This is a genomic window from Pseudolabrys sp., from assembly GCF_050250095.1.
Classification (GTDB): domain Bacteria; phylum Pseudomonadota; class Alphaproteobacteria; order Rhizobiales; family Xanthobacteraceae; genus Pseudolabrys.
This window is the reverse complement of record NZ_JBFWPH010000002.1, coordinates 712555-728656: the sequence shown is the minus strand read 5'-3', so window position 1 is coordinate 728656 and position 16102 is coordinate 712555. Positions and strand designations below refer to the sequence as shown.

Below are 16102 nucleotides of genomic sequence, written 5' to 3'. Positions count from 1 at the left end.
CGGCTCACCTGTCCCACAGGCGTCCCCACCGCGCAACGGCGACGGCCGGTCCCGCGCGCATAGGCCCCGCGCAAAAACGAAGGCCGGGCAATGTGCCCGGCCCTCGCCATTTCAAATCGATTGCCGGCGGCCGTCAGGCCTTGACCAGCGGAACCTTCGGCACCGAACCGCGGCCGCCGCCGTTATCCTTGCCGCCATCGTCGCCACCATCACCCTTGCCGCCGTCACCCTTCGGCTTCGGCCGCGGCGGGCTGCGGCGCTTCGGGCTGCGCGCCTTGTTCGGCGACTTGGCCGGCACCTTGTCGGCCTTCGGCTTGACCGGCCCTTCGAGGAACTCGAAGCCGAGCTTGTCGCGGCCCTTGTCGTCGCGCTCGACGACAACGCGGACGTGGCCGCCGCTCTTGAGTTTGCCGAAAAGCACCTCGTCGGCGAGCGGCGTCTTGATGTGCTCCTGGATGACGCGGGCCATCGGCCGCGCACCCATCAGCTCGTCGTAACCATTGGCCACCAGCCAGCGGCTCGCCTCCTCGGACAGCTCGATGGTCACGTTGCGGTCGGCGAGTTGCGCCTCGAGCTGGAGGACGAACTTCTCGACCACCTTGGTGATCACCGCGAGCGGCAGATGCGAGAACGTCACCACCGCATCGAGCCGGTTGCGGAATTCCGGCGTGAACATGCGGTTGATGGCTTCGGTGTCGTCGCCTTCCCGCTTGGTTCGCGTGAAGCCGTAGGCCGACTTCGCCATGTCGGCAGCGCCGGCATTGGTCGTCATGATGAGGATGACATTGCGGAAGTCGACCTGCTTGCCGTTGTGGTCGGTCAGCTTGCCGTGGTCCATCACCTGCAGCAGCACGTTGAACAGGTCGGGATGCGCCTTCTCGATCTCGTCGAGCAGCAGGACGCAATGCGGATGCTGGTCGACGCCGTCGGTGAGCAAGCCGCCCTGGTCGAAGCCGACATAGCCCGGAGGCGCGCCGATCAGGCGCGACACCGTGTGCCGCTCCATGTATTCCGACATGTCGAAGCGGATCAGCTCGACGCCGAGCGAGGCAGCCAATTGCTTGGCGACCTCAGTCTTGCCGACGCCGGTCGGGCCGGAGAACAGGTAACAGCCGATCGGCTTTTCCGGCTCACGCAAGCCGGCACGGGCGAGCTTGATCGAGGCCGACAGCGACTCAATCGCCTTGTCCTGCCCGTACACGACCGTCTTGAGCGTCGACTCCAGATGCTCAAGCACCTCGGCATCGTCCTTCGAGACGCTCTTCGGCGGGATGCGCGCCATCGTCGAGATCGTGGTCTCGATTTCCTTCACGCCGATAGTCTTCTTGCGCCGGCTTTCCGGCAGCAGCATCTGCGCCGCGCCCGACTCGTCGATCACGTCGATCGCCTTGTCCGGCAGCTTGCGGTCATGGATGTAGCGCGCCGAAAGCTCCACCGCCGCCTTGATGGCATCGTTGGTGTATTTCAGCTTGTGGTAGCTCTCGAAATACGGCTTGAGACCCTTGAGGATCTCGATCGCGTCCGGCACCGACGGCTCGTTGACGTCGATCTTCTGGAAGCGGCGCACCAGCGCGCGATCCTTCTCGAAATACTGGCGGTATTCCTTGTAGGTCGTCGAGCCGATGCAACGGATCGTGCCTGAGGCGAGCGCGGGCTTCAGCAAGTTCGACGCGTCCATCGCGCCGCCGGAGGTTGCGCCGGCGCCGATCACGGTATGGATCTCGTCAATGAACATGATCGCGCCCGGATAGGCTTCGATCTCCTTGACGACCTGCTTGAGCCGCTCCTCGAAGTCGCCGCGGTAGCGCGTGCCGGCGAGCAGCGTGCCCATGTCGAGCGCGAACACCGTTGCGCCCTTGAGCACGTCCGGCACCTCGCCATTGACGATGCGGCGCGCGAGACCTTCGGCGATCGCGGTCTTGCCGACACCGGCCTCGCCGACGAACAGCGGGTTGTTCTTCTGACGGCGGCACAGCACCTGGATAGTGCGGTTGATCTCGGAATCGCGGCCGATCAGCGGATCGATCTTGCCGTCCTTCGCCTTCTTGTTGAGGTTGACGCAATAGGCTTCGAGCGCGTCGCCCTTCTTCTTGGTCTCGTCGCCACCCTTGACGTCGGCCTCTTCCTCGGCCGCGCCGCGTACCGGTCGCGATTCCGTCATGCCCGGCCGCTTGGCGATGCCGTGACTGATGTAATTGACCGCGTCATAGCGCGTCATGTCCTGCTCTTGCAGGAAATAGGCGGCATGGCTCTCGCGCTCGGCGAAGATCGCGACCAGCACATTGGCGCCGGTCACCTCCTCGCGGCCCGAGGACTGCACGTGGATCACCGCGCGCTGGATGACGCGCTGGAACCCGGCGGTCGGCTTGGAATCTTCCGCGCCGTCGGTGATGAGATTTTCAAGCTCGGTTTCGAGATAGGTCGAGACGCTGCGCCGCAGCTTGTCGAGATCGACATTGCAGGCGCGCATCACCGCCGCGGCGTCGCTGTCGTCGATCAGCGCCAGCAGCAGGTGCTCGAGTGTCGCATATTCGTGGTGGCGCTCGTTGGCGAGCGCCAAGGCCCGGTGCAGCGATTGCTCGAGACTACGCGAGAATGTCGGCATTAGCTTTCCAGTGTTCTTTGTATTGGGCGTTTCCCGTCGTCACTTTTTTTCCATCACGCATTGCAAAGGATGCTGGTGTTTGCGAGCGAAGTCCATCACCTGCGTCACTTTGGTTTCCGCGACTTCGTAGGTGTAGATCCCGCATTCCCCGATGCCGTGATGATGAACATGCAACATGATTCGGGTCGCCGCCTCATGGTCCTTGCCGAAGAACCGCTCCAGAACGTGGACAACGAATTCCATCGGCGTGTAGTCGTCGTTGAGGATCAGCACGCGGTACATGCTCGGCCGCTTGGTCTGCGGCTTGGTGCGCGCGATCACGGCAGTTCCCGGCCCGGTATCTCCCTGCCGTTTCTTGCCGCCGTCGTCCGCCATGCGGACCGGACGAAGAGTTCGATTCAAATCTGTCACAATCGCGACCATCGTCCCGTCTGCGTATTCCCGACCGGCTGCCGGACCGGTCAGGCCGCTCCCCCGCGGCCACGCCTGCCATCATAAAGTCCGGGCGCGCGGCGTGCCAAGCCAGTCCGCACCCGATCCAACGGCAAGAAAACCGCATTCGATGGGACAAACTGACCCGTTCCGGCACAGCATCGACCGCAACCGGCAGCGCCGCAGGGCTCAGATAGCTATTCCTTAATCGTTCGCAACTGCCGCCACACTGAAACCGCTCCAATTTTGCCGCAAATTGCGGTGCCGCGGCTCATTTCATCTCAACCCGCACCTTCCACAGTTTGTTCCAGTCTGTCTTTCGGTCATCCAACGAATCGGTGGTCTGCCATGCGGGGCTCGGGCTTTCTCCAGGCGTTGTCACAATTTGCGCGAAGCACGCGAGGCGGCGTCGGACCCATGCTCGCGATTTCCGCCATCCCGCTGATCGGCGCGGTCGGCGCCGCGGTCGACTACACGCGCGCGAGCGCTGCGCGCACCTCATTCCAGAACGCGCTCGACGCGACGGCGCTGATGCTGTCGCGAAACGCGGCGACACAAAACAGCGCGCAACTGCAAACCGCCGCCACCTCCTACCTCAACGCCATTTTCTCCCGTCCCGACACCAGCAGCGTCGCCGTCACCGCTACCTACTCGAACGTCACCGGATCGAGCCTCACGCTCAACGGCACCGCCGTCACGGCGATGAATTTTTCCGGCATCCTCGGCCTGAGCCAGGTCAACCTTCACGCATCCTCGACCGTTACCTGGGGCAACACGCGGCTGCGCGTCGCGCTGGTCCTCGACAACACCGGCTCGATGTCGTCGAGCGGCAAGATGGACGCGCTGAAGACGGCAACACAAAACCTGCTCAACCAGCTCAAGGACGCAGCGGTCGATCCGGAAGACGTCTATGTCTCGGTCGTGCCGTTCAGCAAGGACGTCAATGCCGACCCGGTGAATTACGACAAGCCGTGGGTCCGCTGGGATCTCTGGGAGAACGAGAACGGCAGTTGCAGCAACTCCGACTACAGGCGGAAATCGAGTTGCGAGTCGCACGGCAAGGTCTGGACACCGGCCGCGCACAGCACATGGAACGGCTGCATCACCGACCGCGACCAGAATTACGACACCAAGAACACCGAGCCGACGGAAGGCGCGAGCCTGTTTCCCGCCGAGCAGTTCGATTCCTGTCCGGTCCCGATGATCGGGCTGACCAACGACTGGACCGTGCTTGCTGACAAGGTCACCGCTATGAGCCCGGCCGGCAACACCAACCAAGCGATCGGCCTGCAATGGGGCTGGCAAACTTTAACCGCCGCGCCCTTCACCGTTCCGCCCGTCGACTCCAACTACGAATACAAGCAAGTCATCATTCTACTGACCGACGGCCTGAATACCGAGAACCGCTGGTACAGCCGACAATCCTCGATCGACAGCCGGCAAGAAAAAACCTGCGACAACATCAAGGCAGCCGGCATCACCATCTACGCGGTGCAGGTCAACACCGGGAACGACCCGACCCAATCGGTCCTGCAATATTGCGCAAGCGACTCCAAGAAATTCTTCCTGCTGACCTCGGCAAACCAGATCATCACCACCTTCGGACAGATCGGCACGGCGCTCTCCAATCTCAGGGTTGCGATGTAGCGCCCGCAGCCGCAGCGGCCCGCCGCGGTCAATGCCGCATTAACGACGCAGAAAAGAACCACCCGGCATTTTCAGCTTTTTGCGCAGCCGGCGTTAACCAGCCAACGTCTTGTCGCATCGAGCGATCGGCCGGATTCCCGAACGCAAATCTTACCGCCGGCCTCCCGCCGCCGGCAGCGTCATAAACCAGCTTTTTATACGAAAGTAATAAGACGGCGCTGAAAACGAAAACGTTCTCGAGTTCAGGTGACCGCTATGTCGAACCTCTGGAAAAAACTGACCGCCTCGCTGCGCGCATTCAATTGCTCGCGCTCAGGCAATGTCGCGATCACTTTTGCAATTGCCACGCTGCCGGTGATCGGTGCGGTCGGCGCCGCGGTCGACTACAGCCGGGCAAACTCCGTCAAGGCGGCAATGCAGGCCGCGCTCGATTCCACCGCCCTGATGCTGTCGCGCGACGCCGCAACGCTGACCCAGTCACAGCTGCAGACCGAGGCGAAGAACTATTTCCTTGGCATGTTCAACCGGCCGGACGCCAAAAGCATCGTGATTTCGGCCAGCTATTCCGAAAGCGGCGGCTCGCAGGTCGTCGTGAACGGCCAGGCCAATGTGCCGACCGCGCTGATGAGCGCCGTCGGCTACGACTACATCACCGTCAAGGGTTCCTCGACATCGAAATGGGGCTCGGAGCGGCTGCGCGTCGCGCTGGTGCTTGACGTCACCGGCTCGATGTCGAGCGACGGCAAAATGGACGCCATGAAGACGGCGACCAAGAACCTGATCAGCCAGCTCAAGGGCGCCGCCTCCGTCAATGGCGATGTCTACGTCTCGATCGTGCCGTTCAACAAGGACGTCAATGTCGGATCGAGCAATTACAAAGAGGATTGGATCGACTGGACCGACTGGAAAGAGCAGAACGGCACCTGCAAGAATTACGATGGCTACCGCGAGCCCAACAACAAGGACGATTGCAAGGACAAGGACGGCACCTGGAAATCGGCCAAAACCAAAACCTGGAACGGCTGCATTACTGATCGCGACCAGAGCTACGACCAGAACGTCACCCAGCCGAGCGGCAAGGCGACCGACAACCCGACCAGCTATTGGCCGGCCGAACAGTTCGGGTCCTGCCCAAAGGCGATGATGGGGCTGACCTATGACTGGACTGCGCTGAACAATCTGGTGGATTCGCTGGAGCCCGTCGGCAACACCAACCAGCCGATCGGTCTGGTCTGGGGCTGGCAGTCGCTGGTCGGCGGCGGCCCCCTCACCGCACCCGCCAAGGACTCCGATTACAAATACAAGGAAATCATCATTCTGCTGTCGGACGGCATGAACACCGAAAACCGCTGGTCGAACCGGCAGAGTTCGATCGACGACCGCATGTATGACAATGGGACGGGAACCTGCCCCAACGCCAAGGCGGATGGCATCACGATCTATTCGATCCAGGTGAACACCGGTCGCGACCCGACATCGACCGTCATGCAGAATTGCGCCAGCTCGTCCGACAAATTCTTCGTGCTGACCTCCGCCGACCAGATCGTCACCACTTTCGCGGCGATCGGCACCAACCTGACCAAGCTGCGCGTGGCCAGGTAAAGCGATCCGGCAGCCCGGTCGACTGCCGCGTTCCTAACGCACCATTAAGGACATTGCAGAAGAACTATGCGGCATTTGCTCGAATTGCCTGAGACGCCGTTAACCGTTCAAGGCCTTGTTGCGCCGAGCGATTGGCCGGAATTTTACGCCGAAACGTTACGGCCGGCGTCACTATAGGCGCGTCCTGATAAACTAGGCTTTTAAGAGCGGCGAATAAGACATCACCGGACCACATGGAACCGGTGACCGTCATGTCGACGTTTTGGAACAAGCTGACCGCCTCGCTGCGCGCATTCAATTGCTCGCGCTCGGGCAATGTCGCGATCACTTTTGCAATTGCCACGCTGCCGGTGATCGGTGCGGTCGGCGCCGCGGTCGACTACAGCCGGGCAAACTCCGTCAAGGCGGCGATGCAGGCCGCGCTCGACTCCACCGCCCTGATGCTGTCGCGCGATGCCGCGACCGTGACCGACGCGCAGCTGCAGACCAAGGCCAAGAACTATTTCCTGGCTATGTTCAACCGGCCCGATGCCAACAGCATCGTGATCTCAGCCTCCTATTCGGCAACCGGCGGCTCGCAGGTCACGGTGGACGGTCAGGCCAACGTGCCGACCGCGCTGATGAGCGCCGTCGGCTACGACTACATCACCGTCAAAGGCACAGCGACCTCGAAGTGGGGCTCCGAGCGGCTGCGCGTCGCGCTGGTACTCGACGTCACCGGCTCGATGTCGAGCGACGGAAAAATGACCGCCATGAAAACGGCGACCAAAAACCTGATCAGCCAGCTCAAGGGCGCCGCTGCAGTGAACGGCGACGTTTACGTGTCCATCGTTCCATTCAACAAGGACGTCAACGTCGGCTCGTCCAACTACAACGCGAGCTGGATCGACTGGGAAGACTGGGACGACGACAACGGCTACGATTCCTCGACGACCACTTGCACGACGACGAAGACCGGAAAGAACGGCAAGTCGACCAAGAAGTGCACCACGTCGACGACCTGGGTACCCTATAACCACAATACCTGGAACGGTTGCATCACCGACCGCGACCAGAACTACGATCAGAACGTCACCGCGCCGAGCGGCAGCAAGACGGCAAACCCGAGCCCCTATTGGCCAGCCGAGCAGTTCGACTCTTGTCCGAAGGCGATGATGGGGCTGACCTATGACTGGACCGCGCTGAACAACCTCGTCGACTCGCTTCAGCCCGTCGGCAACACCAATCAGCCGATCGGCCTTGTCTGGGGCTGGCAGTCGCTGGTCGGCGGCGGGCCTCTCACCGCACCCGCCAAGGACTCCAACTACAAATACAAGGAAATCATCATCCTGCTGTCGGACGGCATGAACACCGAAAACCGCTGGTCGGGCAGCCAGACGCAGATCGACAAGCGCATGTACGACTCGAGCAAAGGCGGGATCGGCACCTGCGCCAATGCCAAGGCGGCCGGGATCGAGATCTATTCAATCCAGGTCAATACCGGCAACGACCCGACCTCGACCGTGATGCAGAACTGCGCGAGTAACTCTGACAAGTTCTTTATGCTGACCTCGGCGAGCGCGATCGTCACGACGTTCAGCACGATCGGCACCAACCTGACCAAGCTGCGCGTCGCGAAATAATCCGGCGGTCGCCGCACAAACGAAAAGCCCGGCCACTGCGGCCGGGCTTTTGCATTTCAGACTGAACTTACGCGGTTACGCGAACCGTACGACGCGACAAACCGGTAACTTGAACTTGTTACTTCGCCTTCGCGACAGCAGTCTCGAACGGCTTGAAGGCTTCCTTGGCGAAATCGGCGTAAAGCTCGCTGATCTTGGTCGCCTCGGCGACGAAACCCTCGTAGGCGGTCTTGGCGTAGGCGGTCTGGACCTCGATCGCCTTGTCGAACGACTTGGCGCCGAACAGCTTCTCGATCGCGGCAGTGCCGTCTTCGAAGGCTTTCTTCGAGTAGTCGGCCATCTCGACCGCAATGGCCTGGCCGGTCTTCGACAGCGCGCCGAACGACTTGATGGCGGTGTCCATGTTCTCTTTGCTGGTCTGCTGGAGGTCTTCGAACGTCTTCATCATGGTGGCTACGTCCTTGTTCCGGCTCACAAGTGGAGCGCCTGGCTGAATTCCTGTGCCCTTTTTGATCGGGCGAATATGACGCTTATACTGCACTGCACAAAATTGTCAATCGAATTTTTGCAACGCAAAATTCACTGAAAAATCTGAGGATTACGGTAAGATATTGGTAACCCTGCGGCCCTACCGTCATAAACCGTATTGCAAGTGCGGCCGCTCAAAGACGGCAGCGGGTGCTATTGGGGACCACCCAGTCGGTATACGGGGAGAGGCAATGCTGCGTGCAGGTCGATACCTGCGTCTTGGGGCTGTTGGTCTGGCGGTGATGGTTGCGGCCGTTGCCGTGACGACCGATCCCGCCGACGCACGCCGCCGCCGCCATCGCGCTCCCGCCTACAACCCGCCCTATGCGGCCCTGGTGGTCGACGCCAATACCGGCGCTATTCTTCATGCCAGCAACGCCGACGCCCAGCGTCACCCGGCCTCGCTGACCAAGATCATGACCCTCTATCTGCTGTTCGAGCAGCTCGAGAGCGGCAAGATCAAGCTCACCACCGACCTTGAGGCCTCCTCCCATTCGGCGGCGCAGGCGCCGTCGAAACTCGGCCTGAAGCCGGGCGAGACCATCTCCGTGGACACCGCGATCCGCGCCGTGGTGACGAAGTCGGCCAACGACGTCGCCGTGATGATCGCCGAGAAGATCGGCGGCGACGAGCCGAGCTTCGCCCGGCTGATGACCCGCAAGGCGCATGCGATCGGCATGAAGAGCACGCGCTACGTCAACGCCTCCGGCCTGCCCGACGACGACCAGGTCACCTCGGCGCGCGATCAGGTTCTGCTCGGCCGCGCAATCCAGGAGCGCTTCCCGAAATACTACCGCTACTTCTCGACCCGCAGCTTCACCTTCCGTGGTCGCACGATGCGCAACCACAACAAGCTCCTCGGGTCGGTCGTCGGCGTCGACGGCATCAAGACCGGCTATATCCGGGCCTCGGGCTTCAACCTTGTGTCGTCCGTCCATCGCGGCGAGCGCCACATCGTCGCCGCCGTGTTCGGCGGCCGCAGCGGTTCCTCGCGCGACGCCCGCATGCGCGAGCTGATCGCGAGCACCATGCCGAAGGCCTCGACCAAACACACCGCGCCGCCGGTCATCGACCGCGACGGTCCCGATCTTCCGCCGAAGCGCCCCGAGCCTCTGGTCGCGAGCGCGGCGCCTGACGCGGTTGTTGACGCGAAGCCGCTCGCCAAACCGGTCGTCCTGCCTGAACCCGCGCCGGCCGCGCGGCCCGAACCCAGCCGCGAGCCGACCGCGTCGGTACGGCCGCTGCCGCCCCCCGGCTCCACTGCGCCGATCAAGGCAATCACCGTCAAGACCGTGACGGTGCGACCGGCCCAGACCGCAAGCGGCGGCGCGCTCGGCATTCCGAAGATGTCGCCGCCGGCCAAGGGCGCCAAGATCACCACCGTGACGACGGTGAAGACCGAGCCGGCGCCGAGCACACAGCCGAGCCACGAAACCACGGCGACCGCCCGGCTTGCGCTGGCCGCCGACAGCCAGTCGCTCTCCGCCAAGCCCAAGGGCGCGTGGATGATCCAGATCGGCGCCTTCGATGCCGAGACCGACGCCAAGCAGCGGCTGTCGCTCGCGCAGGACAAGGCCGGCAAGATTCTGAAAGACGCTGATCCTTTCACCGAGAAAGTCGAAAAGGGCAGCAAGACGCTCTATCGCGCCCGCTTTGCGGGCTTCACCGAAAAGACCCAGGCGGAAGTCGCCTGCAAGCACCTCAGAAGCGGGGAAATTCCCTGCATGCTGCTGAAAAACTGAGGGCGATAACGATGACGGGACGTGCCGAACCGGGAGCCGCTGAGATGTATCGGAGTCCTCAGCGATGTCGCCGCGTAAGAATTTCCTTCGCCTCGTTGATACGAGCAGCGAGATAAGTGGATCCGCCCTGGTCGGGGTGGAGCTTTTTCATGAGCGTCCGGTGAGCCCGCCCGATCTCGTCGGCGGACGCTCCGTGCTCCAGGCCAAGGATCTGATAGGCCTCCTCTTCGGACATTTTGCCGCCCGACGCCGCACGCCGCCCCGCTGCCGCGTCACCCTGCGCGTGCTCACGCCAACCGGCATCCCGGCGGTCAAGATACGCAACTAGCAGCGCGCGGCTATCGTCGTCGAATTCGGCGGCGAGGCCGGCGAGCGTCGGCACGTCGAGACTATCGAGCGACGCCCCTTTGTGGCTGCCGGCCAAGATGCGGCCGCGCATCGTGCCGCTGTCGTGGTCGAGTTCCATTTCGATGGAAGCGGCGCGCACCTGCGAGGTGCGCCCGCTCGTCTTTTTCGTACGCTGCTCGAAGCCCGCCGGTCCGAACGGGACCCAGCCGAGCAGGCCAAGACCGAATATGCCGAGCGGAACCGCGATATCGAACGCACCGCGCAATCCGAGAAACGCGGCAGCGCCGAGCGACAAAAGCCCGCCTGCGAGTTTCGTCACCCGCGCGGCGACCTTCGGATCGACCTTGGAAATGACGTTCAGCACCCAGAGGGCGAGTACCAGCACCAGAATGCCGATAATCAGCGTCGGCATGGCTATTTCATCTGCGACAGCAGAAGCTGCGCGCCGCGCGAGTGTTTTGCCGAAAGGTCGGCCAGCGCCTTGCGGCCGCCCGCGGCATAGGCGGCGACCGCCCGCAGCAAATCGCGCAACTGTTCGGCCGCGCCGGTATCGAAGCGGCACCATGCCCCGCCCGACAGCCGCGCGATCTCGCGATAGGCGCTTTCGGCAATCCCGTCATGGCCCTCCTGGAACATGAAGACCGGCAGCCCGCGCAGGCCAAGCTCACCCGCCGCGGCGCAGAGGTCGTCGATGCCCTCTTCCATCGCATCCCCGACATAAACCAAAGCCTGCACGCGCTGGCGCTCGTTCTCCTGCTTCGCATGGGACAGCACGCGGCCGATCTGGGTATGGCCGCCCTGGCAGGTGATGCGCGACATCAGCGCGGCGAGCTTGTCGCTATCGGCCACCCAGCCGGACGCCCGGCATTCATTCAAGCCCCGGAAATAGACAAGCTGAATGTCGAGCCCGCCGACGCTCGCCGCCTCACGGAACATGTCGGCCTGCAGCACGCAGGCACTGTCCCAGGTCGGCTGCCGGCTCATCGTGGCGTCGAGCGCGAAGACCAGCCGACCCCGCGCGCCGGCCTTCACGGCCGGGCCGAACGCGTTGACCTGCGAGAGGAACTTTTCGACCTCCGGCCGGGTCGAGCCCGGCGCGGGGGCCTTGGTGTTTGCGGTGGTGGGCTCGCGCCGGTCCTTGCTCATTGCAGGCAATATAGGGACAGCCGCGCCGCAAGACGAGACGGCAACGCCGGCCCCTGTGGCCGGCGCCTCACAACGGGAATGCGTCAGATTGTCAGGCGATGACGTCGTGGACCTGCAGCGGCTGGTCCATGACCGAATACCATTCGGCGCGAGCGGCCGCCCGGCGCTTGCCGTTTTCGGACAGCGGCAGGTGCAGCGCGTTCAGGAGAGTGATGACCTCCTCACGCGCGGTGACGTGGGACAGGCTCGGCCGGGTGCCGAGCGTCGTCTCGTCGAGATCGTCGAGCGCGGTCAGGCCGCGCGGGAAGAATTCGCGATAGACCACGCGCTCGGCGAAGCCGTCGACCGAGCGGAAGGCGAGCCGCTTCGACAGTTCCGCGATGCCCTCGCCGACCAGCCGCTTGTTGCGCGACGACAGCGTGGACAGGCGATTGCGCACCACGATCCAGTCCATCAGCTTGCCGTCGACCAGACGGCGCTGGCGGCGCGCCTCGCGCACCATCTCGGCATAGTGGCTTTCGCCCATCACGGAGAAGGTCGCGGGATCGATCTGGCCGAGCACGTCGAAGTCGACGAAGCTGTCGTTGAGCGGCGTGACCAGCGTGTCCGCCATCGAATGAGCGAGCCGCATCAGATAGGTGTCGTTGCCGGGCGTGTCGATGACGACGACATCATGGCTGCGCTCGATCGCGGAGATCGCGGCGGAGAAGCTGGCGAACTCCTGCGCCTCGTTGGCGTCGAGCGAGGCGCTCTCGCCGCGCGCCACGCAGAAATGCGTCGGCTGTTCGAGCTTGACGCCGGCGCGTTGCGCCCAGGCGCGGCGGTTCTCGATGTAATGCGTGAAACTTTTCTGGCGCGAGTCGAGATCGATCGTCGCAACGCGCTGGCCGGCTTTCATGAGCGCGACCGCGATGTGAAGCGCGGTGGTCGATTTGCCGGAGCCGCCCTTTTCGTTGCCGAGCACGACGACGTGCGCGGACTGAGTACCTTCTTTGATCGGCTGGACCAACATGACGCGCCCTTTGACTTCGGTGAGTGTCGAATTTTTGCAGGCTTTTCGTCAAGTTGGCGCTGATTTAACCATTAATCCGCCGGTGGCCGTTCACCATGGGCTTTGCTAGAACCTAGTGCGCCTTTACGACAGTGCGCCGACAGGAACGCCGCCATGCCCCAATCCAGGCCGCCCGTTGCCCGGACGGTTCCGGCGCTCCGCAAGGCGCTCGCACCCTACCGCCGCACCGGCGTTGCGCTGGTTCCGACCATGGGAGCGTTGCACGCCGGCCACATCGCGCTGGTGCGCGCGGCCCGCAAACGCGCCCGCCGCGTTGTCGTCTCGATCTTCGTTAATCCCGCCCAGTTTGCCGCCAACGAGGATTTCGGCAGCTATCCACGCACCTTTGGTGGCGACCTCAAGGCGCTGGCCGCCGAAAAGGTCGATCTGGTTTGGGCGCCGAACGCCACGGCGATGTACCCGGAGGGCTTTGCCACCCGTATCGAGCCTGCGGGTCCGGCCAAGGCCGGTTTGGAGGATGCCTTCCGTCCGCATTTCTTCGGCGGCGTCGCCACCGTGGTGGCGAAGCTGCTGCTGCAATGCCAGCCGGATTTCGCGATGTTCGGCGAGAAAGACTATCAGCAATTGCAGGTCGTCACGCAGCTCGCCCGCGACCTCGACCAGCCGGTGAAGATCGTCGGCTGCCCGACCGTGCGCGAGAAGGACGGCCTCGCGCTGTCGTCCCGCAATGTCTACCTCTCGACTGCCGAGCGCGCGGTCGCGCCGGTGCTGCATCGGACATTGAAGGATTGCGCCACGGCGATCCGCAAGGGCGCGGCGATCGCCGATCGTCTCGCCGCCGGCCGTGAGGCCATCACGATGGCCGGCTTCACGATCGATTATCTCGAGGCGCGGCACGCGAAGACGCTTGCCCCGGTCGCCTCCCGCGCGGACGGCCCGATCCGTCTGCTGGTTGCGGCCAGGATCGGCACCACGCGGCTGATCGATAATCTCGGCGTCTAGATAAGGCCCAGTTCGCGCAGTTCGCGGCGCAACTGTTCGGGCATCTTGGCGACACCGGGCGCGGCGCGGGTCAGATCCTTCGGCGCGTCTTTCTCCGGATAATAGCGCCAGCCCTGGAAGGCGCGATAAGGCCGCGGCTCGACCGGCACCACCTTGCCGTCGAGCACGATACGGCAACGGCCGATGCCTTCCTTGTCGACGAACGGGCGGATGTCGAGAATGCGCTCGCGGCACGACACCTGACCTTTGATCACCCAGTAGAGCGAGCCGCCCTCTTTCAGTTCGTCGGCGCGCTTGGGCACCATGCGCGTGGTGTGGATGTGCTCGGGCTTCTGGCCCTTGCGCTTCTTCTCTTTCAACCGCTGCTTGACCCAGTCCGTCATGTCCTGAACGGATTCCGCGCCGACGGCGAGCTTGATGAGATGAAGCGACATATCGAGACTTTACAACTTCCGGCTACGAGGCGGCGTCAATCACCATGATCTTCGCGCCTTCAGCGACCTGATCGCCCGCGGCTGCCGCAACATCGCCAACCGTGCCGGCGACCGGTGCGACCAGCGTGTGTTCCATTTTCATCGCCTCGACAATGGCGAGACGTTGGCCCTGCACCACTTGCGCGCCCTTCTCCACAAAAATCGCCAGCACCTTGCCATGCATCGGCGCGCGCACGAGGCCGTCGCCACCCGCCGCTGCATCGCCTGCCGCGTAGTCGCGCGGCATCACACGGGTCTGCCGCCCGCCGCGCAGCACATAGATCGCATTGCCGTCGGCGACCGCAATGGCGTCGCTTGCCGGCGCCTGCCCGTCGACCGTCACGAACATCCCGTTGCCATGATGCTCCACACTGGCGGTGACGGCACGGCCGTCCGCCATCAACGCCAGCGTCGTTGCCCGCGTGCCGGACAACTGGAAACCGTCAGCAGCATCCCACGGCGAGGCCGGCGCAACCGGATCGTCCACCGTCTGCAGAGCGATACGCTCGCATTCGCGTTCGACCAGAGCCCGCGCGGCGCAGGCCACCGCGGCCTTGTCGAGATCGCCCGCAGGCGGCACCAGCGCTGCCATGTTGCAGTCGATGAAGCCGGTGTCGAAATGCCCCGCGCGGAAATCCCGCGCCCGGCACAGCGCCGCCAGAAAGCCGGCATTGCTGCGCGGCCCGGCAACGACGCTACCTTCAAGCGCAGCAGCGAGCCGCTCGAGCGCCGCCTCGCGCGTCGGCGCATGCGCGATCACCTTCGCAATCATCGGATCGTAGAACGGCGTCACGACGCTGCCGGTTTCAACGCCGGTGTCGACACGCAGCCCTGCGCCTTCCGGAAACGACAGCGCGGCAAGCCGCCCGGTCGACGGCAGGAAGCCCCGCGCGGGATCTTCCGCATAAAGCCGGGCTTCGATCGCATGGCCGTCGAAGCGAACCTCGTTCTGCCGCAGCGAGAGTTTTTCGCCCGATGCGACACGGAACTGCCATTCAACGAGATCGAGGCCGGTGATGCCTTCCGTCACCGGATGCTCGACCTGCAGCCGCGTGTTCATTTCCATGAACCAGAAGCCGCCGGACTTGAGGCCGCCCGAACCGTCGGCGATGAACTCCACCGTCCCCGCGCCGGAATAACCGACCGCCTTCGCCGCCGCGACCGCGGCTGCGCCCATCTCGGCGCGCAAGGCGTCCGTCATGCCGGGCGCCGGCGCCTCCTCGATCACTTTCTGATGGCGGCGCTGCAACGAGCAATCGCGTTCGCCGAGATGGATGGCATTGCCGTGGTTGTCGGCAAACACCTGAAGCTCGACGTGGCGCGGCGACGCGACATATTTCTCGATCAGCACTCGCGCATCGCCGAAAGCGTTCTGCGCCTCGCGCATCGCGCCTTCGAGCGCGGCATCGAAATCGGCGTGCTTTTCGACGCGGCGCATGCCCTTGCCGCCGCCACCGGCCACCGCCTTGATCAGCACTGGATAGCCGATCTCGTAGGCTTTCTCCTTGAGGAACTTCGGCTCCTGCCGCTCGCCGTGATAGCCCGGCACGACGGGGACGCCGGCCTGCTCCATCAGCGCCTTGGCGCGGTCCTTCAAGCCCATCGCCCGCATCGCGTCGGCCGGCGGGCCGACGAAGACGATGCCCGCCGCGTTACAAGCCTCGACGAACTCGGCGCGCTCGGACAGAAAGCCGTAGCCCGGATGGATGCAATCGGCTTTGGCGCGGCGCGCAACGCCGATGAGCTGGTCGATGACGAGATAGCTTTCCGCCGCCGGCGCGGGACCGATTCCGTAGGCCTCGTCGCAGGCGCGCACATGCAACGCATGGGCGTCAGCGTCCGAGTAGACCGCAATGGTGCGCAGCCCCATCCGCCGCGCGGTGCGCGCGATGCGGCAGGCGATCTCTCCGCGATTGGCAATCAGAACCGACGTGAACATGCCC

General features: G+C 63.8%; 13 protein-coding genes. 5 read left to right on the top strand and 8 right to left on the bottom strand.

What is annotated here, in order from left to right; genetic code table 11:
• Positions 1-133: 133 nt before the first annotated feature.
• Both clpA and clpS read right to left on the bottom strand, forming a co-directional pair.
• On the bottom strand, positions 134-2605 hold the full coding sequence (clpA, locus tag AB7F10_RS08765) for an ATP-dependent Clp protease ATP-binding subunit ClpA (protein WP_428558509.1): 2472 nt from the start codon (positions 2603-2605) through the stop codon (positions 134-136).
• Between the two features lie 39 nt (positions 2606-2644).
• Positions 2645-3028, bottom strand: coding sequence for an ATP-dependent Clp protease adapter ClpS (clpS, locus tag AB7F10_RS08760; protein WP_428558511.1), 384 nt, complete (start codon positions 3026-3028; stop codon positions 2645-2647).
• A gap of 357 nt (positions 3029-3385) precedes the next feature.
• Here clpS and AB7F10_RS08755 point away from each other — a divergent pair, with 357 nt between their 5' ends.
• From AB7F10_RS08755 to AB7F10_RS08745, 3 genes are all read left to right on the top strand, one after another.
• On the top strand, positions 3386-4684 hold the full coding sequence (locus tag AB7F10_RS08755) for a VWA domain-containing protein (RefSeq protein WP_428558513.1): 1299 nt from the start codon (positions 3386-3388) through the stop codon (positions 4682-4684).
• Positions 4685-4939: 255 nt separating this feature from the next.
• Positions 4940-6286 carry a pilus assembly protein TadG-related protein gene (locus AB7F10_RS08750; protein WP_428558515.1) on the top strand — a complete coding sequence of 449 codons (1347 nt, stop codon included), beginning with the start codon at positions 4940-4942 and terminating at the stop codon, positions 6284-6286.
• A 251-nt stretch (positions 6287-6537) separates the two neighbouring features.
• Positions 6538-7908, top strand: coding sequence for a pilus assembly protein TadG-related protein (locus AB7F10_RS08745; RefSeq protein ID WP_428558517.1), 1371 nt, complete (start codon positions 6538-6540; stop codon positions 7906-7908).
• A 118-nt stretch (positions 7909-8026) separates the two neighbouring features.
• On the opposite strand, the gene AB7F10_RS08740 is transcribed toward AB7F10_RS08745, so the two are convergent.
• A complete protein-coding gene (locus AB7F10_RS08740) occupies positions 8027-8356 on the bottom strand; it encodes a phasin family protein (RefSeq protein ID WP_428558519.1) in 330 nt (109 codons plus the stop codon).
• Positions 8357-8627: 271 nt separating this feature from the next.
• Here AB7F10_RS08740 and AB7F10_RS08735 point away from each other — a divergent pair, with 271 nt between their 5' ends.
• Positions 8628-10178, top strand: coding sequence for a serine hydrolase (locus AB7F10_RS08735; protein ID WP_428558521.1), 1551 nt, complete (start codon positions 8628-8630; stop codon positions 10176-10178).
• 58 nt (positions 10179-10236) lie between these two features.
• Here AB7F10_RS08735 and AB7F10_RS08730 read toward each other — a convergent pair whose 3' ends face one another.
• From AB7F10_RS08730 to AB7F10_RS08720, 3 genes are all read right to left on the bottom strand, one after another.
• The gene (locus AB7F10_RS08730; protein WP_428558523.1) at positions 10237-10938 is read right to left on the bottom strand and encodes a DnaJ domain-containing protein; all 702 of its coding nucleotides are present in this window, start codon (positions 10936-10938) and stop codon (positions 10237-10239) included.
• A 2-nt stretch (positions 10939-10940) separates the two neighbouring features.
• Positions 10941-11672, bottom strand: coding sequence for a VWA domain-containing protein (locus AB7F10_RS08725; RefSeq protein ID WP_428558526.1), 732 nt, complete (start codon positions 11670-11672; stop codon positions 10941-10943).
• A gap of 91 nt (positions 11673-11763) precedes the next feature.
• Entirely contained in the window at positions 11764-12684 is a 921-nt protein-coding gene (locus AB7F10_RS08720) for a division plane positioning ATPase MipZ (RefSeq protein WP_428558528.1), read from the bottom strand.
• Between the two features lie 153 nt (positions 12685-12837).
• On the opposite strand from AB7F10_RS08720, the gene panC reads away from it, so the two are divergent.
• Complete coding sequence (gene panC, locus AB7F10_RS08715; protein ID WP_428558530.1) at positions 12838-13686, top strand: pantoate--beta-alanine ligase; 849 nt, start codon at positions 12838-12840, stop codon at positions 13684-13686.
• On the opposite strand, the gene AB7F10_RS08710 is transcribed toward panC, so the two are convergent.
• The gene (locus tag AB7F10_RS08710; protein ID WP_428558532.1) at positions 13683-14120 is read right to left on the bottom strand and encodes a DUF1489 family protein; all 438 of its coding nucleotides are present in this window, start codon (positions 14118-14120) and stop codon (positions 13683-13685) included. The genes panC and AB7F10_RS08710 overlap by 4 nt on opposite strands.
• A gap of 22 nt (positions 14121-14142) precedes the next feature.
• Positions 14143-16098, bottom strand: a complete 1956-nt coding sequence (locus tag AB7F10_RS08705; RefSeq protein WP_428558535.1) for an acetyl/propionyl/methylcrotonyl-CoA carboxylase subunit alpha — start codon at positions 16096-16098, stop codon at positions 14143-14145.
• Positions 16099-16102 lie beyond the last annotated feature (4 nt).